This window comes from Pseudomonas sp. EMN2 (assembly GCF_009650555.1).
Lineage (GTDB): Bacteria > Pseudomonadota > Gammaproteobacteria > Pseudomonadales > Pseudomonadaceae > Aquipseudomonas > Aquipseudomonas sichuanensis.
The window spans coordinates 12,955-34,095 of sequence record NZ_VZZR01000022.1 but is presented as its reverse complement, the minus strand read 5'-3'; the positions used below and the strand labels follow the sequence as shown (position 1 = coordinate 34,095).

Here is a 21,141-nt window from a genome sequence, read left to right as displayed (position 1 = left end):
CTCAGCCCCCCAGCAGGCTTGCCGAGCCGGCCTTGAACGCCGCCCAGCCCTGCTCGGGCGCCAGCGCCTGCCATTGCTCCCGCGCCACTGCCGCGCCATCGCGCGTGGCGCAGCTGGCGATGGCCTCGGCCCAAGAGGGCTGGTCGCCGACCGGCAGATAAACGCCCGCTTCACCCAGTTGCTCACGGAACACCGGCAGGTCGCTGCAGACCACCGGCACCCCGGACAGCAGCGCCTCCTGCAGCACCAGCCCGAGGCCTTCCGAGCGCGAGGGCACCAGCAACCAGTCGAACGCCGGATACAGCCGCGCCAGATCGTCACGATGGCCGCAGAAACGCACGCTGTCGGCCACCCCCAGCGCCTCGGCACGGGCCTGCAAGTGCGTGCGCAACTCGCCATCCCCCAGGATTGCCAGCTGCGCGCCCGGCATCCGTGCGTGCGCCTCGGCGAAGGCTTCCAACAGCATCGCAAAGCCTTTGCTCTCCACCAGCCGCCCCACCGCGCCCAGCACCGGCCCGCCTTCCGGCAGCCCCAACACCTGGCGGGCTTGTTCACGCCCCAGCAACTGCTGGCAAAACGCCTGCGGGTCAAGGGCGATCCGCACCGTCTGCACCGGCCGCCCAAGATCCTGCTCGAGCGCACGCGCCAGCGTGGCCGACACCGCCGCGACCCGCAGGCGCTCGGCCGGGAACTGGCGGAACAGGCCCACATCCTTGGCATTCAGGCGGGTCGTGCCATGGAACAGCACAGCCACCTGCACGCCTGGCAGGCGGTGAAGCAGCGGCAGCAACAGGCGGGCGACCCCGACCCCGTCCAGCAGCAGCACATCGGCAGCCGCCTCACGCAGCGCGCGCAGCATGCGCCAGCGCACCCAGGACAAAGCCAGGCGGTGGGGCATGCGCCCCTTGAGTACACGCGACGGTAAATGCCAACTACGTGTCTCGCCGACACCGCTGCACAATCCATCGCCTAGCAACAGCCAGTTGCGGATCTGCGCCCCTTTCGGGGCGTGCGCCAGCAGCTGGCGGTGGACAGTGTGTACGGACATGAACGGCGAGCCACCCGACCACATCACATTGACGATATTCAACGGTATCGCGCCCCTACGGTCATACGAATGGGCCAGCCAGCTCTTCGATCAGCCGATGTGCATCAGCACTCGCTGCCAGAAGGTCAGCGGCGGATGCGGCCGCAGAGGGGGCTCCATGTGTTCGACAATACTTCGGCCGACCTGGGCAAAGCTGAAGCGCGACGTTGCCAGTTCGCGCCCGTTGTCGGCAATGCGTGCCGCCAGTGCCGGATCGTCGCGCAGTTGCCGCAACTTGGCCTGCAGCACCGGGATGCTGTCGTACAGCACCACGTTATGCATGTCGACCAGGCCCAGCGCACGATTCTCCTCCTCGCCCTGATCGTAGGCCAGTAGCACGCACCCGCAGGCCATGGCCTCGAAGTTCTTGATCATGTATTCGCCCATACCGACGTCGGCACTGACGAAAAAGCGGATGCGATTGAGGGTATTGCAGTAGTCCTCACCGGACTTGGTGCGGGTCACCACCAGGTTTTCCACCTGCCCCAGCTCGTCCAGCAGCGCCTTGCGGCCGCTGTAGGCAACGCTGTTGGTACTGCCGACAAAAGCCAGCTCGATATCGCGCTCACGCCCCTGGTCGGTCAACAGCTGCTCGTCGTAGCCCTTGGGCACGAACACGGCGTCGAAGCCTTCCTGGCGCAAGCGCTCACTGACCATGTAACCGGAGCTGATCACCCGCGCCCACGGCAGCTGCCGGTAATGCGCACTGAACTTGCCGGTGTACTTGCAGGGGATGTAGTTCTGGTAGGCGTCGTGCTCGAGAATCACCAGGTTGGGGATGCTGCGAATGAACGCGACCTGGCGAATCTCCTGCTTGAAGCGCAGGAAGAACACGATGCGGTCATAGCGCGTGGCGTCGACTTCGCGCTTGAAGTAGCGGCGCAGGTTGCGCTGGTCTTCGTCACTCAGCCAACGCAGGTCGCAGTCGCAGTGGGCCGCGACGCCGTCATACAGGCGATCGAGAATCGCCCGTTGTTCCTTCTGCACCAGAAATAGGACTTTCATTGCGTTCCTTGGGCGCTCGGCGCTATCGCGGTCATCATGGGTCAGGCTCACAGGTCGCGGCGCCAGAACAGCTCGTGCCGGCGAACGGCCTTGCGGAAAAATTCATTCTCGCCATAGGGCGATGGCTGGCGGCCCGCCAGCCAGCGTTGCAGCAGGCGGCGCAGGCGGCGCTTGAAAGCGGCCGGGGGCTGCAGGTCGTGCATCATGCCCAGGGCCATGGCTTTGTCACGCTGGGTCGCGGTGTCCAGCACCAGGCTGCAGGGCGCCCAGGCTTCGGTGCTTTCCAGCTGAGGCGGCAAGGCCACGCCATCACCGCTGTCGCCCATCGGCCAGCGGTCGTTGTCGTGCAGGTGGTTGGCGTAGCACAGCAGGGTTTCCGGCTGCCAGGCCAGGCCTTGCAGCGCTTCGCGCACGGCGGCCTGGGCGCAGATGTGGTCGGGGTGCGGGTCGAGGGTCGGGTGCGGCATCACCAGCACTTGCGGCCTGGCCAGCTCCAGCAGCGCGCGCAGGTCGGCCAGCAGGTTGTGCCAGGTAGGCGCACCGTCGGCATCGGCGGGCAGCGGGAACGGGTTGAAGCAGCGGAACGGGCGGATATCGGCCATGTCCGCTTCACGTGAACCCTGTGGCTGATCCGGCGCCGCCTGCATGGCGGGCAATTGCAGGCAGAAATAGCCCAACTGCACGCAACGCGATTCCGGCACACCCGCCCAACGCGGCACGGCGATACTGTCCCAGGCCCGCAGCCGGCCCTTGAGCCGCGCGGCCTCGGCCTTCTGCATACCCATCTGCTGGTAATGCTCGGCTTCGATCTCGCCAGCGGTCAGGGTGACCACCCAGGTTTCCTCGGCCTGGCTGTACAAGCCATAGGCAGCCAGCTCTGCGTCGTCGGCGTGGGGCGCGATCACCATCACCCGACGCTTGCGCAACTCGATGGCCGGGGTTGTCCACAGGCGCGGCGCCCCCTGCAGCCGGCAATGGCGCCCGCGCATGTGCAAGGTGCCCGCCGCCAGCGGCTCGGCCAGGCCAGTCAGGTTGAGATAACGCACACCGTTGGCGCCGCGCTCGAAGGTCTGCACGTCACGCTTCGTGCCGCACAGCAGCTCGACCCGCGGATCGAGGAAGCGCCCCAGCCAGCCGCTCTTGATGCCAACTTCAAGGACCAGCGTCTCATTGCCCTGCAAGGCAGCATCGGTGCGCAGCAGATCACCTTGCAGCGTCGCGTCGGCTTCGCGGGTCTGCTCGCCGAAACGGTAGACGTAGTCTTCACCGGGCGCATAGAACAGGTGGTCGGCGAACCAGGCTTCATGCGCGGCCCACAGCAGCGGCAGCAGCAACAGCGGCAGCCACCACCAGCTGAACAGGCCCAGCGCGACCAGCAGTACCAGCCCGGCCAGCAATCCCAGGCGTTTGTTGCGCCGATGGCGCTTGAGCAGTTGCTGCTTGCGGCTCACGACTGGAACACCGGCACAGGGTTGCACCAACGGTCCTTGTATTCACGGTCGGCACGGCCAAAGGAGAACCGCAGCGCCTTGCCACGGCTGTTGGCATCCTCCCAGGCGGCCTGGGTGTTGAGGAAACTCAGCACGCTGCCGGGGCTGAACGCCTTGGTCTCGGGGTCGACGCCACCATTGACGTACTCCACGCTGATCCACTGCGGCGCCTCGACGCGGTACACCAGCTGGATGGCGATGGGGGCGTCGTTGAGGAACAGCACCGAACCGACCAGCAGCTCGCGCAGGCGCTCGACCACCTCGGCCATGTGCGTCGCACCGGTAGCCGGGAAGCCCCAGCGGCGCTGGAACAGGTCGCAGTACATGGCGGCGATCTGCGCCGAGGTGAAGTCACCGATCGGCCGCACCTGCCCGCCCGCCTCTTCCAGCAGGCGCAGCTCGCGGCGCTGGTTGTAGCGGAACTTCTTCGACAGGTCCTCATGGGCACGGGCCATGGCCAGCTGCTCGGGCTGCGCCTTCAGGCCGCTGAAGCGACCCTCGTTGAGCTGCGACAGGTAGCGCCCTGCATGGCGCAGCGGCGCGGCCGCATCGGCGGCGGCCGGCAGGATGATCTCGGCATTGCCCAGGTCGAACAGGCCCTTCTTGCCATGGCGCTTGAGCACGTCCTTGGACAGCGCCAGGTGGCGCCCCCACACCGGCACGGCGGCCTTGATTTCACCAGCCTGTGGATAACCGAGGTAACGCACCGGGATCTGCGCCAGGTCGGCCAGTTGCTCGATCACCTGCGGATGGGTGGCGACACTGCCGCCAAAACGCTGCCAGGCCTCGTTGTAGGCAGCCGCATCGATGACCTGCCAGCCGCGCTCGCGCCAGCCCTGAATAAAGTTGAGCATCAGGCCTCCGCAACCAGTGCACGGACTTGCGGCAGTTGCCAGAAGGTTTCGCGTACCGCCCGATCGCTGAACCGCTCACCCAGGCGCTGCAGCATGTGCTGCGCACAGGCCGCCTGCTGCTGCGGGTCCAGCCCGGCCAAGTGCTTCAGGCCCTGGGCCAGTTGCGCGGTATCACCCAGCGGGAACAACACGCCGACACCTTCGACCACCTCGCGCGCACCGCCGCAGGCCGTGGCCAGCAGCGGTACGCCGGCGACCATGGCTTCGAGCAGGACCATGCCGAACGGCTCGTGGTCGGAACTCAACGCAAAGACATCGAACGCCTTGAAATAACGACGGGCATCCGGCACCTGGCCGAGGAAGTCGACCTGCGCGGCAATCCCCAGCTCAACGGCCAGCGCCTTGAGCTTCGACTCCAGGCGGCCCTTGCCCAGGATCGCCAGGCGCGCCCCGGCCGGCAGCCCCGGCAGTGCTTCGGCAAAGCCGCGCAGCAGGGTGGCCTGGTCCTTGTCCGGATGCAGGCGGCCGACATTGCCGACCACCCAGGCCTGCTCGTCGAGCCCCAGGGCCCGGCGTGCCTCGCTGCGCGGCACCAGGCTGGCCTGCAGCGCCTCGACATCGATGCGGTTGTAGAGGGTCTGGATGCGCTCGGCGGGCCACTGCGCCAGGCAACGGCGCATGTCATCGCGCACGGCGTCCGACACACCGAGCAGGCTCAGGCGCTGGCGGAACAGGTTGGCGAACAGCCGCCGGCCCTTGCGCTCGTAGTCGCCGAAGGCATGGTGCACACCGATCACCGGCAAGCCGGTGCCCAGCAGCGCCACGTAGATCGGCTTGAAGCGGTGGGCAATGCAGAAACTGAAGTTGCGCTGCGCGGCGATCTTGCGCAGCGCAGCGATGGCGCCCAGCTTCAGGCCGCGCACGGCCTTGGAGCTGAACTCCAGGAACAGCACCTCGTCCGAGGCGCAGCCCGCCGCTACTTTTGCGTCGGCTGCCCCGGTGAGGAACACGGTGGTGACCTTGTAGCCGCTGCCCTGGAACAGGCTGGCGTATTGACGGGCGCAATCGAGGAACGGCCCGTCATAGCCATGGCAGAACTGCAGGATCCGCGGTTCAGAGCGGCTGGTCATAAGGCGCCGCGCCGTCCTTGACCACCAGGATGTCTTCCATGATCAGGTACTGCAGGTCCGAACCGAAGAACATGTTCAGGGCATCGGTCGGCGAGCAGATCATCGGTTCGCCACGGCGGTTGAGCGAGGTGTTCAGCGACACGCCGTTACCGGTGAGGTTCTCCAGCGCCTTCATCATGTCGTAGTAGCGCGGGTTGTACTCGCGCTTGAGCACCTGGGCACGGGAGGTACCGTCCTCGTGGACCACTTCCGGCACGCGGGTCTTCCACTCTTCAGCCACTTCGAAGGTGAAGGTCATGAACGGCGCCGGGTGATCGATCTTGATCATCTGTGGTGCGACGGTGTCGAGCATCGACGGGCAGAAAGGCCTCCAGCGCTCGCGGAACTTGATCTGGTGGTTGATGCGGTCGGCCACGCCCGGCACGCTCGGGCAGCCGATGATCGAACGACCACCCAGGGCACGCGGGCCGAACTCCATGCGGCCCTGGAACCAGGCCACCGGGTTGCCGTCGACCATGATCTTGGCGATCTGCTCGGGCATGTTCTCGAGCTTGCGCCAGGTCGGCTTGCTCGGGTGGCGGGCGCAGGCGGCGATCACGTCTTCGTTGGAGTACGCAGGGCCGAGGTAGACGTGTTCCATCTTCTCGACCGGCACGCCACGGGCGTGGGACACATAGGCCGCCGCGCCGACAGCGGTACCGGCGTCGCCGGAGGCCGGCTGCACGAACAGCTCCTTGACGTCCGGGCGGGCGATGATCTTCTGGTTCAGCTTGACGTTCAGCGCGCAGCCGCCGGCGAAGGCCAGCTTGCCGGTTTCTTTCAGCGTGTCGCCCAGGTAGTGGTCGATCATCTGCAGGGCCAGCTTCTCGAACAGCGCCTGCATGCTCGCCGCGTAGTGGATGTACGGCTCGTCGGCGATGTCGCCTTCGCGTTTCGGGCCCAGCCACTCGATCAGCTTGGGCGAGAAGTAGAAGCCCTTGCCCTTCTCTTTATAGCGGCGCAGGCCGATGACGTTGGCGTACTCGGTGTTGATCACCAGTTCGCCGTTTTCAAAGCTGGCCAGGCGCGAGAAGTCGTATTTGCTGGCGTCGCCGTACGGCGCCATGCCCATGACCTTGAACTCGCCGTCGAGCATCTCGAAGCCGAGGAACTCGGTGATCGCGCCATACAGGCCGCCCAGCGAATCCGGGTCGAAGAATTCCTTGATCTTGTGGATCTTGCCGTTTTCGCCATAGCCGAAGAAGGTGGTGGCGTACTCGCCCTTGCCGTCGATGCCGAGGATCGCGGTCTTCTCCTTGAAGCCCGAGCAGTGGTAGGCACTGGAAGCGTGGGCCAGGTGGTGCTCGACCGGCTCGATCTTGATCTTCTTCGGGTCGAAGCCCAGCTGCTCCAGGCACCAGACGATCTTCTTGCGGTAGCGCTTGTAGCGGCGGTTGCCCATCAGCAGCGCGTCGAGGGCGCGGTCCGGGGCGTACCAGTAGCGCTTGGCGTAGTGCCAGCGGGCCTTGCCGAACAGGCTGATCGGGGCGAAGGGAATGGCCACCACGTCGACGTCCGACGGCTTGATGCCGGCCTGTTCCAGGCAGAACTTCGCCGACTCGTAGGGCATGCGGTTCTTCGCATGCTTGTCACGCACGAAGCGCTCTTCTTCGGCGGCGGCAATCAGCTTGCCGTCGATGTACAGGGCCGCGGAAGGGTCATGGCTAAGGGCGCCGGACAGGCCAAGAATCGTCAGTGCCAAGGGGTTAGCCTCTCAAATCGGTAGAAGTGCGCCAGCGGCCCGATGGGCGGATGGCGGCTAAAGGGCGGGATTATAACGCAAAGCGCAGCCAACGCGATGAGCTGGACGTGGGAGCGGGCTTGCCCCGCGATGACGGTGCCTGCAGCGACGCCATCGCGGGGCAAGCCCGCTCCCACGAAGCTCGAATTGGCCGGTTATTCGGCAATCAACCAGTCCATGCGGTAGCTGCCAGCGGTCTGCGCCAGCTCTTTGGCCAGCCACGGCAGCAGCGCCTTGAGTTCATCTTCAAGCCCCCACGGCGGGTTGGCGATGGCCAGGCCCGAACCGTTCAGGCCCTGCGGGCTGTCCTGGTGATGTACGTACAGTTCCACCCGCAGCAGCTTGGGCGCGCCGGTGCTGGTCAGGTCCTGGTAGAAGCGGGTCAGCGAGCGCTGGTCCTTGATCGGGTACCAGATCGCCGCGACGGTCTGGCGCATGCGGCCGATCGCCTCTTTCATCGCTACGGTGCAGCGCTTGAGCTCGTCGGCCTGCTCGAACGGCGGGTCGATCAGCATGATTGCGCGCTTTTCCTGTACCGGCAGCAGGGCCCGCGGAATGTGCCAACCCTCGCCCAGGTGCACGGTGACGCGCGGGTCCTTCTTCATGTTCTCTTTGAGCAGCACGCCGTCTTCGGGGTGCTTTTCGTTCAACTGCGCACGGTCCTGCTCGCGCATCAGGCGCCGGGCCAGCTCGGGCGAGCCCGGGTAGTAACGCAGCTCGCCGTTCTTGTTCAGGCGCTTGATGACGCCCATATAGTCGGCGGTGACGGCCGGCAGGTCATCGCGATTCCACAGGCGGGCAACGCCTTCGAGGTATTCACCGGTGCGGCTTGCCTGGTCGCCCTGCAGGTCGTACAGACCAAGGCCTGCGTGGGTGTCGATATAGGCGAACGGCTGCTCCTTGCGCGACATCAGGGCGATGAGGCGGGTGAGCACGATGTGTTTGAGGACGTCGGCGTGGTTGCCGGCGTGGAAGGCGTGACGATAGTTCATGGCGGCTCCTGCGAAGGCAGCAAGTTTACCCTGCCTTGCGGGTGGCAAAAAGCATCGCGGGGCAAGCCCGCTCCCACAAATGCCCGAAGACACGTGGGAGCGGGCTTGCCCCGCGATAGGGATAACGCCGATTCAGCAGGCGTTACTTGTCGGCGTGATACTGCGCATCAGCGGTTTCAAAACGCGAAACCATGCTGTTCGTCGGGCTGCCCAGCTTGCTCACCAGGAAGATGGCGATGCTGGCGAACAGGAAGCCAGGGATGATCTCGTACAGGCCCAGGCCGACGTAGTTCTTCCACAGGATCACGGTCAGCGCACCGACCACGATACCGGCCAGGGCGCCGTTGCGGGTCATGCCCTTCCACAGTACCGAAATCAGCACCACCGGACCGAAGGCGGCACCGAAGCCAGCCCAGGCGTAGGCCACCAGGCCCAGCACGCGGTTTTCAGGGTTGGAGGCCATGGCGATGGCGATCAGCGCAACGGCCAGGACCATCAGACGGCCGACCCACACCAGCTCCTGCTGCGAAGCGTTCTTGCGCAGGAAGCTCTTGTAGAAGTCTTCGGTCAGGGCGCTGGAGCACACCAACAGCTGGCAGCTCAGGGTGCTCATCACCGCCGCCAGGATGGCCGACAGCAGCACACCGGCGATCCATGGGTTGAACAGGATCTTGGCCAGCTCGATGAACACGCGCTCATGGTTCTCGGTGACCGGGCCGGCGAGGTCCGGGTGCGCCGAGAAGTAGGCGATGCCGAAGAAGCCCACGGCACAGGTACCGGCCAGGCAGAGGATCATCCAGGTCATGGAGATGCGGCGGGCCTTGGCGATCGACTTCACCGAGTCAGCAGCCATGAAGCGCGCCAGGATGTGCGGCTGGCCGAAGTAGCCCAGGCCCCAGCCCATCAGCGAGATGATGCCGATGAAGGTCGCGCCCTTGAACATGTCGAAGTGCGCCGGGTTCACCGCCTCGATGGCGAGGAAGGTGGTGTCGAAGCCACCGGTGGAGATCAGCACGATGATCGGGGTCAGGATCAGCGCGAAGATCATCAGCGAGGCCTGCACGGTGTCGGTCCAGCTCACTGCCAGGAAACCACCGATGAAGGTATAGGCGATGGTCGCGGCGGCACCGGCCCACAGGGCGGTCTCGTAGGACATGCCGAAGGTGCTTTCGAACAGACGGGCACCGGCGACGATGCCGGAGGCGCAATAGATGGTGAAGAACACCAGGATGACGATGGCGGAGATGATCCGCAGCAGGCCGGTCTGGTCTTCGAAGCGGCTGGAGAAGTAGTCCGGCAGCGTCAGGGCGTCACCGTTGTGCTCGGTCTGCACGCGCAGACGGCCGGCGACGAACAGCCAGTTCAGGTAGGCACCGACGGTCAGGCCGATGGCGATCCAGGCCTCGGAAAGGCCGGCGAAGTAGATGGCGCCCGGCAGGCCCATCAACAGCCAGCCGCTCATGTCCGATGCGCCGGCGGAAAGCGCGGTTACCACGCTGCCGAGGCTACGGCCGCCGAGAATGTAGTCGGAAAGGTTCTTGGTGGAGCGATAGGCGGCGAAGCCGATCAGCACCATTGCCGCGATGTAGATCACGAAGGTGATCGTTAGTGGATTGCCCATGAGTTGTGCCCTGGCGTTGTTTTTATCTCTTGCGACCCGCCGTGCACGACGGCGGTTGCACCCAGGCGGCGAATCCTATGCAACAACGTGAACGAGGTGCAACCACTTTTCATTTGCAAGTTGCACCCAATCCTGCATTTTCCGATAAAAGCGTGTTTTTGCTCCATTTCGGAGCAAACACAGCGTTTTCCATAACAAAAAATACCGAGAAAGACCTTTTCCGCTGTACGGAAACGCCCTTCAGACGAGTTGCACCTTCGCCACGGAAATTTCGGGTTGCACCCGGTTGCACCCGGATTGTCCTACAGGCTAATCTTGCCTTCAGCTTAGGCCACACCCGTGGCAATAACGAGGATAAGAAATGGCGACTACCACCCTTGGGGTCAAACTCGACGACCCTACCCGTGAGCGACTCAAAGCAGCTGCGCAGTCCATCGACCGCACGCCGCACTGGTTGATCAAGCAAGCGATCTTCAACTATCTCGAGAAGCTCGAGGGTGGCGCCACCCTGAACGAACTCAACGGCCACGTCGCCAGCCTCGGCGACGACGCCGGTGAAGTCGCCGCCGACCACGCCCACCAGTGCTTCCTGGAGTTCGCCGAAAGCATCCTGCCGCAGTCGGTGCTGCGCTCGGCGATCACCGCCGCGTACCGCCGCCCCGAGCAGGAAGTGGTGCCGATGCTACTGGAGCAGGCGCGCCTGCCGGCCGCCCAGGCCGAAGCCACCAACAAGCTGGCCGCGAGCCTGGCCGACAAGCTGCGCAACCAAAAGAGCGCCGGCGGCCGTGCCGGCATCGTCCAGGGCCTGCTGCAGGAGTTCTCGCTGTCGTCGCAGGAAGGCGTGGCGCTGATGTGCCTGGCCGAAGCCCTGCTGCGCATCCCCGACAAAGGCACCCGTGACGCCCTGATCCGCGACAAGATCAGCACCGGCAACTGGCAGCCGCACCTGGGCAACAGCCCGTCGTTGTTCGTCAACGCCGCCACCTGGGGCCTGCTGCTCACCGGCAAGCTGGTCAGCACCCATAACGAATCCGGCCTGACCTCCTCGCTCACCCGCATCATCGGCAAGAGCGGCGAACCGATGATCCGCAAGGGCGTCGACATGGCCATGCGCCTGATGGGCGAGCAGTTCGTCACCGGCGAAACCATCGCCGAAGCCCTGGCCAACGCCAGCAAGTTCGAAGCCAAGGGCTTCCGCTACAGCTACGACATGCTCGGCGAAGCCGCGCTGACCGAGCACGACGCACAGAAATACCTGGCCTCTTACGAGCAGGCGATCCACTCGATCGGCAAAGCCTCCCATGGCCGCGGCATCTATGAAGGCCCGGGCATCTCGATCAAGCTGTCGGCCCTGCACCCGCGCTACAGCCGCGCCCAGTACGAGCGCGTGATGAGCGAGCTGTACCCGCGCCTGCTGTCGCTGACCCTGCTGGCCAAGCAGTACGACATCGGCCTGAACATCGACGCCGAAGAGGCCGACCGCCTGGAGCTGTCGCTGGACCTGCTCGAGCGCCTGTGCTTCGAACCATCGCTGGCCGGCTGGAACGGCATCGGCTTCGTTATCCAGGCCTACCAGAAGCGCTGCCCGTACGTGATCGACTACGTCATCGACCTGGCCAAGCGCAGCCGCCACCGCCTGATGATCCGCCTGGTAAAAGGCGCGTACTGGGACAGCGAGATCAAGCGCGCCCAGGTCGAAGGCCTGGAAGGCTACCCGGTCTACACCCGCAAGGTGTACACCGACGTGTCCTACGTCGCCTGCGCCCGCAAGCTGCTGGCCGTGCCGGAAGCCATCTACCCGCAGTTCGCCACCCACAACGCCCACACCCTGTCGGCCATCTACACCATCGCCGGGCAGAACTACTACCCGGGCCAGTACGAGTTCCAGTGCCTGCACGGCATGGGCGAGCCACTGTACGAGCAGGTTGTAGGCAAGGTCTCCGAAGGCAAGCTGAACCGTCCGTGCCGCGTGTACGCACCGGTCGGCACCCACGAAACCCTGCTGGCCTACCTGGTCCGCCGCCTGCTGGAGAACGGCGCCAACACCTCGTTCGTCAACCGCATCGCCGACCACTCGATCTCCATCCAGGAACTGGTCGCCGACCCGGTCGCCAGCATCGAGCGCATGGGCACCCAGGAAGGCAGCATCGGCCTGCCGCACCCACGCATCCCGATGCCGCGTGAACTGTACGGCAACGAGCGGGCCAACTCGGCCGGTATCGACATGGCCAACGAACACCGCCTGGCGTCGCTTTCCTGCGCCCTGCTGGCCACCGCCCACAACGACTGGAAAGCCGCCCCGCTGCTGGCCTGCGCCGCCAGCGAGCAAGCCGCCGTTGCGGTGCTCAACCCATCGGACCACCGCGATGTGGTCGGCCACGTGCAGGAAGCCACCGTTGCCGACGTCGACAACGCCATCCAGTGCGCGCTGAACGCCGCACCGATCTGGCAGGCCACCCCGCCGGCCGAGCGCGCCGCGATCCTGGAACGTGCCGCCGACCTGATGGAAGCCGACATCCAGCCGCTGATGGGCCTGCTGGTGCGCGAAGCCGGCAAGACCTTCGCCAACGCCATCGCCGAAGTGCGTGAAGCCGTGGACTTCCTGCGCTACTACGCGGTGCAGGCGCGCAACGACCTGCGCAACGACAACTGCCGCCCACTGGGCCCGGTGGTGTGCATCAGCCCGTGGAACTTCCCGCTGGCGATCTTCTCCGGCCAGGTGGCCGCAGCGCTGGCCGCCGGCAACCCGGTACTCGCCAAGCCCGCCGAACAGACCCCGCTGATCGCCGCCCAGGCCGTGCGCCTGCTGCTGGAAGCCGGCATCCCCGAAGGCGTGCTGCAACTGCTGCCGGGCCAAGGCGAAACAGTCGGTGCCGGCCTGGTCGGTGACGAGCGCGTCAAGGGCGTGATGTTCACCGGCTCCACCGAAGTCGCCCGCCTGCTGCAACGCAACATCGCCGGCCGCCTCGACAACCAGGGCCGTCCGATCCCGCTGATCGCCGAAACCGGCGGCCAGAACGCCATGATCGTCGACTCCTCGGCCCTCACCGAGCAGGTGGTGATCGACGTGGTGTCCTCGGCGTTCGACAGCGCCGGCCAGCGTTGCTCGGCCCTGCGCGTGCTGTGCCTGCAGGAAGACTCCGCCGACCGCGTGATCGAGATGCTCAAGGGCGCCATGGCCGAAAGCCGCCTGGGCAACCCCGAGCGACTGTCCGTGGACATCGGCCCGGTGATCGACGCCGAAGCCAAGGCCGGTATCGAGAAGCACATCCAGGGCATGCGCGACAAAGGCCGCGCCGTGTACCAGGTGGCCATCGCCGAAGGTGAAGAGATCAAGCGCGGTACCTTCGTGATGCCGACCCTGATCGAGCTGGAAAGCTTCGACGAGCTGCAGCGCGAGATCTTCGGCCCGGTGCTGCACGTGGTGCGCTACAACCGTAAGGACCTGGACCAGCTGATCGAGCAGATCAACGCCTCCGGCTACGGCCTGACCCTGGGCGTGCACACTCGCATCGACGAGACCATCGCCAAGGTAGTGGGCAACGTCAATGCCGGCAACATGTACGTCAACCGCAACATCGTCGGTGCCGTGGTCGGCGTGCAGCCATTCGGCGGTGAAGGCCTGTCCGGCACCGGCCCGAAAGCCGGCGGCCCGCTGTACCTGTACCGCCTGCTGTCGACCCGCCCGGCCGACGCCATCGCCCGCCACTTCCAGGCCGACGATGCCCGCAGCCCGGCCGACACCACCCTGCGCGACCAGCAGATCAAGCCGCTGACCACCCTCAAGACCTGGGCGGCCGGCAGCCAGCAGAGCGACCTGGCCGCGCTGTGCGAGCAGTTCGCCGAACAGTCGCAGAGCGGCATCACCCGCGTATTGCCTGGCCCGACCGGCGAGCGCAACAGCTACAGCGTGCTGCCACGCGAACACGTGCTATGCCTGGCCGACAACGAAGCCGACCTGCTGGCGCAGTTCGCGGCGGTACTGGCGGTGGGTAGCTCGGCGGTGTTCCAGGATGGCGAGCCGGCCAAGACCGTGCGCGGCCGTCTGCCGAAGGAGCTGCAAGGCAAGATCAAGCTGGTGGCCGACTGGAACAAGGATGAGGTGGTGTTCGACGCGGTGATCCACCACGGTGATTCGGACCAGCTGCGCGGCATCTGCGAGCAGGTGGCCAAGCGTGCCGGTGCGATCGTTGGCGTGCATGGGCTGTCGAGCGGCGATCATCAGATTGCCCTGGAGCGCCTGGTGATTGAGCGGGCGGTGAGTGTGAACACCGCTGCGGCGGGGGGTAATGCCAGCCTGATGACCATCGGTTAAGCCAGCTGACGCCATCGCGGGGCAAGCCCGCTCCCACGCCAATTGCTACATGGCGTGGGAGCGGGCTTGCCCCGCGATGCTTTTGGGGTGTCAGTGTTTCATGCCGAGCTCTGCATCATCCATCAGCGCCTTGGCCAGGGCGCTCAGGTAATAAGACGCCCAGAGCAGCTGCGGCTTCTCCTCCATGATCCCGGTGATGGTCAAGTCGCGCACGCAGCCCATCAGTTCCGACGCTTGATCGCGGGCGTGCTGGCAAGGGATGCCGGGTTCGATACAGAACAGCGGGGCGGTCATGCCCTCACCTTGGTAGAACTTGGTCTTGCCGACGGTGGTTTTTGTGTCGTCTATGGACATGGTTGTTCTCCCTGAAATGGTCGGTGCCTGTGCGGGCCTATTCGCGGGCAAGCCCGCTCCCACAGGTACTGCGCTGGCTCCAAGGCACAGGTGAACCTGTGGGAGCGGGTTTACCCGCGAATGGGCCCGATCAGGCAACACATGCCTAGCGGCTCAATGCAACGCCGACGCCTGCGCCGGCATCTGCACCTGAATCAGTGCCGATTCCAGCAACACCCGCAGCGCTTCGGTCTCGTGCATCGCCGTCATCAACAAGACCGAAACGGGCGGCTTGGGCTGCAGCAGCATTGCCTGATGGACCACGGTCACTGCGCACAGGGCGTACTCGGTGGCCTGGATCAGGGTGTCTTCAAGGGAATGATGGTTGTGGGGTGGATCGGGGACGATCTTTAGCATGATGAATCCTCAATTTGAGAGATGGGACCATCACCATTCGCTGTCAAACAAAGGGTGGCAGCTGTACATGGGTTGACAGACCGGTCAAATAGAGGAAACCCGGCGCACCCGAAGATGCCCCACGCACAGCCGCCATAAGGGCATAGCCATACGGTCGTATTTGAGTCGGCCTGTCAAAGCCGGTCACTGTTTTCGCAGCGACCGCCCGAGACTAGTGACCAACTCAGAGCACCGCAATGGCTTGAAAGGGGGCAGAAGTATGTTTGGGAAATGGACTACATGGAATAAGGGAAGTCTCGGGATCTGCGTAGGAAACGCGGCAGAGGTGACCCTTGGATCCAGCGTTTTCAGGTCCATAGCTACGATCGCATGAGGGCGTCCAAGCGCTGGGCGAAAGCCTTGCAGCGCGCTCAATCTGATAGGTGCTGAAGAACTTTCGGCGAACACCTGGCAGCCCTCACCTAATCAGGAAAAGCCCGCGCAACTAAAGCGAAGCAACCCTCACGCAGATTTCTTCCTCACCGTGAAGTCAACTTCCAGATCAGCATTCGCCAGAATATTCACCAAAGCATCCAACGAGAACTTGTCGATCTTGCCATTGAGCAGATCACTCAAGCGAGGCTGAGTGAGGTGCAGCCGCCGTGCTGCGTCTTTCTGCGGCAAATTCCAAGCCTGGACGAGCTTGGTCAGTACTCTCATCAGTTTCGCTCGAAGCCGCAGGTTTTCGGCCTCTTCAGGTGAATCGAACAGCGCATCCCATACCGAAGTGGAGCGTTCGTTTGTCATCGCAAATCCCTCTGTGCGTCCGTATTTCATAACAATGCGCTTCAACAGGTGCCTAACAACTTGTATCTCGCTCTCGCCAGGTCAATGTCGCGCTTTTCAGTCTTCTCGGTCGTCTTGCGAAACGCATGCAGGACATAGATCGCTTCTGGCCGACTCACTACGTAAAACACGCGAAACGCACATCCCTGCACTTGATTCGGATTTCCCGCGCCCCTGCACCTACGCTGTCCATCGGTTTCCAGTCGACGGGCTCTTCCCCGTCCTGAATCAGCGCCAACTGATACCCCGCCCGCTGCCTTGCCATTACTGGAAAATCCCGCAGGTCCTGCTTGCTGCTACCCAACCACTCGATTGGCTTCTGCTCATTCTGCATCCTGCACGCTCCTGCCAACGCCTACACCCGGCCCGATCAGCCAAAGGTGCAAGCTCTCCATGAGCGGCAAGGTTAAAACTATATCGGTATCGATATAAGCGCAATTCCATGACAAGGCTTTACGACGGCTGACGCCCACCTGCATACCGCCGGGCGCGCGACAGCAGTCAGGGCGATGGCGACTTCTAAACCCATATCACCCAAACCAATTAACCTGTCCCCTGCCCCACCACCCCGCCTAGACTCGCCGCACCCCGACCCAGGAATGCCGCCATGTCCGAGCAACTCCTCAGCAGCCGCAACCTCGCCTTCGAACTCTACGAAGTCCTCGACGCCGAGGCCCTGACCCAGCGCCCGCGCTTCGCCGAGCACAGCCGCGAAACCTTCGACGCCGCGCTGACTACCGCCCGCACCATCGCCGAAAAGTACTTCGCTCCACATAACCGCAAGGGCGACGAAAACGAGCCACGCTACGTGGACGGCCGCGCCGAACTGATCCCGGACGTGAAACCAGCAGTCGATGCCTTCCTCGAAGCCGGCTTCCTCAACGCCAACCGCGATTTCGACGTCGGCGGCATGCAGCTGCCCAGCCTGGTCTCACAAGCCTGCTTCGCCCACTTCCAGGCCGCCAACGCCGGCACCACGGCCTACCCGTTCCTGACCATGGGCGCGGCCAACCTGATCGAGAGCTTCGGCACAGAAGAACAGAAGCGCCTGTTCCTGCAACCGATGATCGAAGGCCGCTACTTCGGCACCATGGCCCTCACCGAGCCCCACGCCGGCTCCTCGCTGGCCGATATCCGCACCCGCGCCGAACCTGCCGGCGATGGCAGCTACCGGCTCAAGGGCAACAAGATCTTCATCTCCGGCGGCGACCACGAGCTGTCCGAGAACATCGTGCACATGGTCCTGGCCAAGCTACCGGGCGCGCCGGCCGGGGTGAAAGGCATCTCGCTGTTCATCGTGCCCAAGTACCTGGTCAACCATGACGGCAACCTGGGCCCGCGCAACGATGTGCTGCTGGCCGGGCTGTTCCACAAGATGGGCTGGCGCGGCACCACCTCCACCGCCCTCAACTTCGGCGACAACGGCCAGTGCGTGGGCTATCTGGTCGGGCAGCCGCACCAGGGCCTGGCCTACATGTTCCAGATGATGAACGAAGCGCGCATCGGCGTCGGCATGGGCGCGGTGATGCTCGGTTACGCCGGCTACCTCTACTCACTGGAGTACGCCCGCCAGCGCCCGCAAGGCCGCCTGCCGGACAACAAGGATCCACAAAGCCCGGCGGTGCCGATCATCGAGCACAGCGACGTGAAACGCATGCTGCTGGCCCAGAAGGCTTACGTGGAAGGTGCCTTCGATCTGGGCCTGTACGCCGCACGGCTGTTCGACGACACCCACACTGCGCCGGATGAAAACACCCGCCAGCAAGCCCAGCAACTGCTCGACCTGCTTACCCCGATCGTCAAATCCTGGCCTTCGACCTTCTGCCTCAAGGCCAACGAACTGGCGATCCAGATCCTCGGCGGCCATGGCTACACCCGCGAATACCCAGTCGAGCAGTACTACCGCGACAACCGCCTGAACCCGATCCACGAGGGCACCGAGGGCATCCAGTCCCTCGACCTGCTTGGCCGCAAGCTGGCGCAGAACGGCGGCGCCGGGCTCAAGCAACTGATCCGCCTGATCGCCGGCACCTGCGAGCGCGCCAGCCATCACCCGAACCTGGACAACCTGCGCCAGCCGCTGGAACAGCTGGTCAATCGCCTGCAAACGGTCACCCTGGCCCTGCTCGGCGACCTGGCCCAAGGCAAGGTCGCCAGGGCCCTGGCCAACTCGGCGCTGTACCTGAAGGCCTTCGGTCACTGCGTGATCGGCTGGCGCTGGCTGGAGCAGGCCATCCATGCCGAGCTCGGCCTGCTCAAGGGCAGCGACCGCGACTTCTACCAGGGCAAGCTGCAGGCCGCGCGTTATTTCCTCACCTGGGAAGTACCGGGCTGCCATAATGACCTCGCCTTGCTCGAAGCACGCGACGATACGTGCCTGGGCATGCAAGAGGGGTGGTTCTAGGGGGAGCCACCGCGCCAACGGAGGTTTCCCATGTTCGATTCCAGCGCCCTGCTGCGCCAGCGCTTCGCCGCGCTGCGCAGCACGGCCGAAGTGTTTTCGCTTCGCCACGTCAAGCAATCGCACCAGTCCCTTTCAGTACGCCGCAACGTTACCGAGCCGCCGCACTTCAGCCAGGATGAAGGCGCCATGCTCACCGTGCGGGTCAACGGCGTCGAGGCCTACGCGGCCACCGCCGACCTGTCGCAAAGCGGCCTGCAGCGCGCCCTGGAACAGGCCGAAGCGCTGGCCCGGCGCATCAAGGCCCATAGCCTTCTCGACCTCAGCGGCCAGCCCGCCCCGAGCGAGCGTCACGACCACGTTTCGCCCAACTTCGACCAGCCCCTGCCCAACCTCGCCGACTGCCTGGACCTGCTGGCCGCAGAATCCGCCAGCGTGCCCAAGGACAGCCGCCTGGTGGACTGGCAGGCCAGCCTCGGCATCAGCCTGGTCGAGCAGACCTACCTGAACTCCGCCGGCGCCGAGCTGCGCCATGCCCAGCGCTTCGTCTACCCGGGCCTGGGCGTCACCGCCAGCGACGGCCAGGACAGCCAGAGCCGCACCCTGGGCCGCGACAACTTCGGCCAGCAAGGCAGTTTCGAGGTAATCGAGCGCTGCGGCCTGGTCGGCGCGGCCCGCCGCGTGGCCGACGAAGCCCTGCAACTGCTGCTGGCGCCCAACACGCCGAGCGGCACCCGCGACCTGCTGCTGATGCCCGACCAGATGATGCTGCAGATCCACGAGTCCATCGGCCACCCGCTGGAAATGGACCGCATCCTCGGCGACGAGCGCAACTACGCCGGCACCAGCTTCGTCAAAGCCGCCGACTTCGGCCACCTGCAATACGGCTCCGCGCTGCTCAACGTGACCTTCGATCCCACCATCGGCGAAGAGCTGGCCAGCTACAGCTTCGACGACGACGGCACCCCGGCGAGCAAGCAGTTCCTGATCCGCAACGGCTTGCTGGTGCGCCCACTGGGCGGCGCGCTGTCGCAGCTGCGTTCAGGCCTGGACGGCGTGGCCAACAGCCGCGCCTGTGGCTGGAACCGCGCGCCGATCGACCGCATGGCCAACCTCAATATCGAGCCGGGCGACCAGCCGCTGGCGCAACTGATCGGCGGCATCGAAAACGGCATCCTGATGCGCACCAACCGCTCGTGGTCCATCGATGACGCCCGCAACAAGTTCCAGTTCGGCTGTGAATGGGGCCAGTTGATCGAGAACGGCGAGCTCAAGGGCGTGGTGAAAAACCCGAACTATCGGGGCATCTCCGCCGATTTCTGGCGCAACCTGTCGGCGGTCGGCGATCGCAGCACCTTCCAGGTACTCGGCACGCCCAACTGCGGCAAGGGTGAACCCAACCAGGTGGTGCGGGTCGGCCACGCCTCGCCGGCCTGCGTGTTCCGCCAGATCGACGTATTCGGAGGGGACGCCTGATGAGCACCTATCAACAACGTTTCGAAGACCTGCTCGGTGCCCTGCGCGATGCGCTGCAACCCGGCGAGCAGTTCACCCTGGGCTACAGCGCCGAGCACTCGCAGTTCGTGCGCTTCAACCATGCCCAGGTGCGCCAGGCTGGTTTGGTCAGCCAGGCCAACGTGCAACTGCGGCTGATTCGCGACGGCCGCCAGGCAGAGCAGCAGATCACCCTGGGTGATGACGCCGAGCTGGATCGCCAGCGCTTGCACGATGGCCTCGGGCAACTGCGTCAGACCCTGCCGCTGCTGCCGGTCGATCCGTACCTGAGCCTCGACGAGAGTGCCTGGCACAGCCACAGCCTGCTGGAGCAGCCACTGCCCGAGCTGGATGAAGTGCTAACCCTGATCGAGCGCGAGGCCAACGACCTGGACCTGGTCGGCATATACGCCGCCGGCCCCATCTGCCGCGGCTTCGCCAGCTCGTTCGGCGCCTTCGGCTGGCACCAGGCCAACAGCTTCAACTTCGATTGGAGCCTGTTCCACACCAACGGTCAGGCGGTCAAAGCCAACTACGCAGGCCAGGCCTGGAGCGGCGAAGCCTTTGCCGCGCGCCTGCGCCTGGCCCGCGAACAGCTGCAACACCTGGGCCGCCCGGCCATCACCCTCAAGCCCGGCAGCTACCGCGCCTACCTGGCGCCAGCGGCGATGGACGAGATTGCCGGGATGCTCTGCTGGGGTGGTTTCTCCGCCCAGGCACTGGCCACGGGGAACAGCTCGCTGCAACGCCTGTACAACGGCGATGCACGACTGAGCCCGCTGGTGAGCTTCAGCGAACAGGTCAGCGGCTCGTTGAGCCCGGCGTTCTCCGACGAAGGCTCGCCGCGTCGCGACCTGCTGCTGATCGGTGAAGGCCGGGGGCTGGAGCGGTTGGTGAGCGCTCGCAGCGCCGCCGAGTTCGCACTTCAGGCCAATGGCGCCGACAGCTACGAATCGCCGTGCGCGTTGAGCCTGGCGCCGGGCAACCTGCCCAGCGCGCAGATCCTTGAACGCCTGGGCACCGGGCTGTACATCAGCAACCTGTGGTACCTGAACTACTCGGACCTGCCGGCGGCGCGGATGACCGGGCTGACCCGGTTCGCCACGTTCTGGGTGGAAAACGGCCAGATCCAGGGGCCGGTGAGCACCATGCGCTTTGATGACAGCCTGTACAGCCTGCTGGGCAGCCAGCTCGAAGACCTGACACAGGAGCGCGAGATGATCCTGTCGACCAGCACCTATGGGCAGCGCAGTACTGGGTCGAGCCATTTGCCGGGGGCGTTGGTGAAGGGGTTGACCCTGACACTGTGATCCGCAGGACCGGCCTCTTCGCGGGTAAACCCGCTCCCACAGGATTACCTATGCCTTGAAGGCAGCATTGAACCTGTGGGAGCGGGT

The 21,141-nt window shown here is 64.9% G+C and carries 15 protein-coding genes and 1 pseudogene; 4 read left to right on the top strand and 12 right to left on the bottom strand.

Translation table 11 applies throughout. The features are described from left to right. Window position 1 precedes the first annotated feature (1 nt). The 8 genes from F6X61_RS07950 to putP all read right to left on the bottom strand — a co-directional run bounded on the left by F6X61_RS07950 (window position 2) and on the right by putP (window position 9,959). The gene (locus F6X61_RS07950) at window positions 2-1,090 is read right to left on the bottom strand and encodes a glycosyltransferase (protein WP_153786139.1); all 1,089 of its coding nucleotides are present in this window, start codon (window positions 1,088-1,090) and stop codon (window positions 2-4) included. Window positions 1,091-1,138: 48 nt separating this feature from the next. Next, window positions 1,139-2,092 carry a glycosyltransferase gene (locus F6X61_RS07945; RefSeq protein WP_153786138.1) on the bottom strand — a complete coding sequence of 318 codons (954 nt, stop codon included), beginning with the start codon at window positions 2,090-2,092 and terminating at the stop codon, window positions 1,139-1,141. A gap of 47 nt (window positions 2,093-2,139) precedes the next feature. Continuing rightward, window positions 2,140-3,543: a PIG-L deacetylase family protein gene (locus F6X61_RS07940; RefSeq protein WP_153786137.1), complete on the bottom strand. Its 1,404-nt coding sequence runs from the start codon at window positions 3,541-3,543 to the stop codon at window positions 2,140-2,142. After that, complete coding sequence (locus tag F6X61_RS07935) at window positions 3,540-4,436, bottom strand: antimicrobial resistance protein Mig-14 (RefSeq protein ID WP_153786136.1); 897 nt, start codon at window positions 4,434-4,436, stop codon at window positions 3,540-3,542. The genes F6X61_RS07940 and F6X61_RS07935 overlap by 4 nt, the downstream gene beginning before the upstream one ends. Continuing rightward, on the bottom strand, window positions 4,436-5,566 hold the full coding sequence (locus F6X61_RS07930; protein ID WP_153786135.1) for a glycosyltransferase: 1,131 nt from the start codon (window positions 5,564-5,566) through the stop codon (window positions 4,436-4,438). Before F6X61_RS07930 ends, F6X61_RS07935 begins: the two co-directional genes overlap by 1 nt. After that, on the bottom strand, window positions 5,550-7,307 hold the full coding sequence (locus F6X61_RS07925; protein WP_153786134.1) for a carbamoyltransferase: 1,758 nt from the start codon (window positions 7,305-7,307) through the stop codon (window positions 5,550-5,552). Before F6X61_RS07925 ends, F6X61_RS07930 begins: the two co-directional genes overlap by 17 nt. A gap of 194 nt (window positions 7,308-7,501) precedes the next feature. Beyond that, the gene (locus tag F6X61_RS07920; protein ID WP_153786133.1) at window positions 7,502-8,338 is read right to left on the bottom strand and encodes a 23S rRNA (adenine(2030)-N(6))-methyltransferase RlmJ; all 837 of its coding nucleotides are present in this window, start codon (window positions 8,336-8,338) and stop codon (window positions 7,502-7,504) included. Window positions 8,339-8,480: 142 nt separating this feature from the next. Beyond that, window positions 8,481-9,959 carry a sodium/proline symporter PutP gene (gene putP, locus F6X61_RS07915; protein WP_153786132.1) on the bottom strand — a complete coding sequence of 493 codons (1,479 nt, stop codon included), beginning with the start codon at window positions 9,957-9,959 and terminating at the stop codon, window positions 8,481-8,483. 361 nt (window positions 9,960-10,320) lie between these two features. Between putP and putA the strand changes: the two genes are divergently transcribed. Further along, the gene (putA, locus tag F6X61_RS07910; protein WP_153786131.1) at window positions 10,321-14,274 is read left to right on the top strand and encodes a trifunctional transcriptional regulator/proline dehydrogenase/L-glutamate gamma-semialdehyde dehydrogenase; all 3,954 of its coding nucleotides are present in this window, start codon (window positions 10,321-10,323) and stop codon (window positions 14,272-14,274) included. A gap of 90 nt (window positions 14,275-14,364) precedes the next feature. On the opposite strand, the gene F6X61_RS07905 is transcribed toward putA, so the two are convergent. From F6X61_RS07905 to F6X61_RS07890, 4 genes and pseudogenes are all read right to left on the bottom strand, one after another. After that, window positions 14,365-14,628 (bottom strand): DUF3077 domain-containing protein, encoded by a 264-nt coding sequence (locus F6X61_RS07905; protein ID WP_153786130.1) that lies wholly within the window; start codon window positions 14,626-14,628, stop codon window positions 14,365-14,367. Window positions 14,629-14,781: 153 nt separating this feature from the next. Then, window positions 14,782-15,024, bottom strand: coding sequence for a hypothetical protein (locus tag F6X61_RS07900; protein WP_153786129.1), 243 nt, complete (start codon window positions 15,022-15,024; stop codon window positions 14,782-14,784). A 501-nt stretch (window positions 15,025-15,525) separates the two neighbouring features. Then, window positions 15,526-15,810, bottom strand: a complete 285-nt coding sequence (locus F6X61_RS07895; RefSeq protein ID WP_153786128.1) for a helix-turn-helix domain-containing protein — start codon at window positions 15,808-15,810, stop codon at window positions 15,526-15,528. 41 nt (window positions 15,811-15,851) lie between these two features. After that, window positions 15,852-16,183 (bottom strand): annotated as a pseudogene (locus tag F6X61_RS07890) (type II toxin-antitoxin system RelE/ParE family toxin). 273 nt (window positions 16,184-16,456) lie between these two features. Between F6X61_RS07890 and F6X61_RS07885 the strand changes: the two are divergent. Genes F6X61_RS07885 through F6X61_RS07875 form a run of 3 tightly spaced genes read left to right on the top strand, consistent with a single transcriptional unit; the run spans window position 16,457 to window position 21,054 of the window. Beyond that, window positions 16,457-18,253 carry an acyl-CoA dehydrogenase gene (locus tag F6X61_RS07885; protein ID WP_153786127.1) on the top strand — a complete coding sequence of 599 codons (1,797 nt, stop codon included), beginning with the start codon at window positions 16,457-16,459 and terminating at the stop codon, window positions 18,251-18,253. A 30-nt stretch (window positions 18,254-18,283) separates the two neighbouring features. Next, a complete protein-coding gene (locus F6X61_RS07880) occupies window positions 18,284-19,726 on the top strand; it encodes a TldD/PmbA family protein (RefSeq protein WP_153786126.1) in 1,443 nt (480 codons plus the stop codon). Then, the gene (locus tag F6X61_RS07875) at window positions 19,726-21,054 is read left to right on the top strand and encodes a TldD/PmbA family protein (RefSeq protein ID WP_153786125.1); all 1,329 of its coding nucleotides are present in this window, start codon (window positions 19,726-19,728) and stop codon (window positions 21,052-21,054) included. Before F6X61_RS07880 ends, F6X61_RS07875 begins: the two co-directional genes overlap by 1 nt. Window positions 21,055-21,141: the final 87 nt, after the last annotated feature.

Bases quoted from the DNA above. Each gene is read 5' to 3' on its own strand.
- F6X61_RS07905 (WP_153786130.1), bottom strand. From the start codon at position 14,628: ATGTCCATAGACGACACAAAAACCACCGTCGGCAAGACCAAGTTCTAC.
- F6X61_RS07885 (WP_153786127.1), top strand. From the start codon at position 16,457: ATGTCCGAGCAACTCCTCAGCAGCCGCAACCTCGCCTTCGAACTCTAC.
- putP (WP_153786132.1), bottom strand. From the start codon at position 9,959: ATGGGCAATCCACTAACGATCACCTTCGTGATCTACATCGCGGCAATG.
- F6X61_RS07945 (WP_153786138.1), bottom strand. From the start codon at position 2,092: ATGAAAGTCCTATTTCTGGTGCAGAAGGAACAACGGGCGATTCTCGAT.
- F6X61_RS07900 (WP_153786129.1), bottom strand. From the start codon at position 15,024: ATGCTAAAGATCGTCCCCGATCCACCCCACAACCATCATTCCCTTGAA.
- F6X61_RS07875 (WP_153786125.1), top strand. From the start codon at position 19,726: ATGAGCACCTATCAACAACGTTTCGAAGACCTGCTCGGTGCCCTGCGC.
- F6X61_RS07895 (WP_153786128.1), bottom strand. From the start codon at position 15,810: ATGACAAACGAACGCTCCACTTCGGTATGGGATGCGCTGTTCGATTCA.
- F6X61_RS07930 (WP_153786135.1), bottom strand. From the start codon at position 5,566: ATGACCAGCCGCTCTGAACCGCGGATCCTGCAGTTCTGCCATGGCTAT.
- F6X61_RS07935 (WP_153786136.1), bottom strand. From the start codon at position 4,436: ATGCTCAACTTTATTCAGGGCTGGCGCGAGCGCGGCTGGCAGGTCATC.
- F6X61_RS07920 (WP_153786133.1), bottom strand. From the start codon at position 8,338: ATGAACTATCGTCACGCCTTCCACGCCGGCAACCACGCCGACGTCCTC.
- putA (WP_153786131.1), top strand. From the start codon at position 10,321: ATGGCGACTACCACCCTTGGGGTCAAACTCGACGACCCTACCCGTGAG.
- F6X61_RS07880 (WP_153786126.1), top strand. From the start codon at position 18,284: ATGTTCGATTCCAGCGCCCTGCTGCGCCAGCGCTTCGCCGCGCTGCGC.